Annotated in this window: 2 protein-coding genes; both read right to left on the minus strand. The window is 75.4% G+C overall.

Annotation, left to right across the window (positions count from 1 at the left end):
- A partial coding sequence (locus OZN99_RS30020) for a xanthine dehydrogenase family protein molybdopterin-binding subunit (protein WP_270938876.1) occupies window positions 1-1,331 on the minus strand: 1,331 nt, incomplete at its 3' end.
- Window positions 1,332-1,334: 3 nt separating this feature from the next.
- Window positions 1,335-2,312: hydantoinase/oxoprolinase family protein (locus tag OZN99_RS30025; protein WP_270938877.1), on the minus strand; the 978-nt coding region annotated here is incomplete at its 5' end.

Below are 2,312 nucleotides of genomic sequence, written 5' to 3' on the forward strand. Positions count from 1 at the left end.
TGCAGGTCCTCGACATAGAGGCTCACGCCCGTGCCCCGCAGCCGACCAGGCGCGCCGGCCGGCGCGGCGTGGAGCGCGACGGCACGCGCCAGCACGCGCGCCGGATCGGCGTCGCCCAGCGCGACGCCCAGCACGTTGGTCTCGCCGGGTCGCAACAGGTGCCGCCGGCGGAACGCGACGGGATCCTCGCCCATCGCGCGGGCCGCGGCATCGATCGCACGCTCGCAGAAGGTCACGGTCTCCGGCCGGCCGGCGCCGCGATAGACGGTGGTTGGCGCGGTGTTGGTGAAGACGCCCTCCACCGCGACATGCGCCGCACGCCAGCGATACGGCCCCGCCACGAGACCCAGGCCGTTGATCGCCGGCGCCACGGCGCGCGGGCCGGCATAGGCGCCGAGGCTGACGGTGCGGCGCACGGCAAGCGCCAACAGGTTGCCATCCGCCGAAAGCCCGATCTCCGCCTCGAAACCCGTGTCGCGCGCGGCCGCGTCGGCGGCCATGTCCTCGCTGCGCGTGGCGCGCCACAGCACGGGCTGGCCCAGCCGCCGCGCCGCCCAGAGCAGGGCGAGCTGCTCGGGATAGGCCTGGTTCTTGATGCCGAATCCACCGCCGACGTCGTCGAAGCGGATGCGGACCGCGGCGGGTGAAAGGCCAAGCGCGCGTGCCAGCGTCTCCCGCACCTGGTACGGGCGCTGCGTGCCGCTCTCCAGCACCAGACCACCATCCGGCCCGACCCAGGCGAGCGCGCCACGCGGTTCCAGCGCGGCGCCCGCAAGGCGAGGGATCTCCACCGCCACGCGCAGGCGGTGCGCCGCCGTCGCCATCGCCGCCGCGGTTGCCTCCGCGTCACCCATGGCGGTGATCGGCAGCCGTCCGCTGGGGTAGCCGTCATGCAGCGGGGTCGCGCCATCCGGCAGCGCGGCCGTGCGATCGGCCACCGCGGCCAGCGTTTCGTAGTCGACCTCGATCGCTTCCGCCGCGTCGCGCGCCGCCGCGGCGGTGCGGGCCACCACCATCGCCACCGGCTCGCCCACATAGCGCACGCGCCCGCGCGCCAGCGCCGGCTGGAAGGTCGTGGGCCAGGCGGGGTCGTCGAGGCCGAGGAAGCCGCGCACAGGATCGGCCGCGATCGGGCCAATGCCGTCGCGATCCAGCTCAGCGACGGTGGAGACAAGGAGCACGCCCTCCCCCCGCGCCCGCGCGTTGATGGCGCGGATCGCCGCATGCGCTACCGGCGCGCGCACGAAGGCCGCGTGCAGCGCGCCCTCCGGCAGGGCGTCGCCCAGGAACCGGCCGCGGCCGGTCAGCAGCCGCAGATCCTCCTGGCGCATCCGCTAGTCGGCCGCGAGCATCCGGCCTGCCGCAGCCGCTTCGTGCCGGAGATCCAGTTCGCCCACCGGGCCGACCTGCAGCGTCCAGGCCGGCGGCAGGTAGAGCGTCGCGCTCATCTCCTCGACGATGGCCGGGCCGTGCAGCGCGGCACCGCTGGCGAGCGCCTCGCGGCGATACACGGGCGCATCGCCCCAGCCCGCGCCCTGCCACAGGGCGCGACGCCCGGTCGGCATCGGCTGCACCGGCAACGCCGCGATGGCCGGGGCGACGATGCCGATCCGGCCGATTACGCGCAGGTTCACGATCTCCACCGCGCGCGCGCCGTCGAGCCGGCCGTATTCGCGGGAGAAGGCGGCCTCGAACCTGGCGCGCATCGCCGCCGCATCGCTGCCCGCCGGCACGACCACGGTCAGTTCATGCGCCTGGCCGAGGTAGCGCGCATCGACCTGCAGGATCGTCTCGAAGCGCGCGGTGTCGGTACCCTCGGCGGCGAATTCGGCGCGCAGCCCGGCAGCGAACTCGGCGGCCAGCGCGTGCATCCTGGCCGCCAGCGCCTCGTCAAGCGGCGCAAGCAGCGTCACGGCGCGGTCCTTGATGAGCGGCGAGCACAGCGCGCCGAAGGCCGAGAAGGTGCCCGGCGACGGCGGCACCAGCACGCGCGGGATGCCGAGCTCGGCCGCCACCTCGCAGGCATGCAGCGGGCCGGCGCCGCCAAAGGGCACCAGCGCGTAGTCGCGCGGGTCGCGCCCGCGTGCCACGGAGATTTCGTAGATGGCCGCGGCCATCTTCGCGACGGCCAGCGCGACGATGCCGGCTGCCATCGCCTCCACCGCGATGCCCTGGCGCGCGGCCAGATGGCCGACCGCGACGCGCGCCGCCGCGCCGTCGATCGCCAGCGTGCCGCCCAGCGTCTGCCCGGCGCCGAGCCGGCCGAGCACCACATTGGCATCGGTGACCGTCGCGTGCGTGCCGCCGCGGCC

It is taken from the genome of Falsiroseomonas oryzae, assembly GCF_027856955.1.
Lineage (GTDB): Bacteria > Pseudomonadota > Alphaproteobacteria > Acetobacterales > Acetobacteraceae > Falsiroseomonas > Falsiroseomonas oryzae.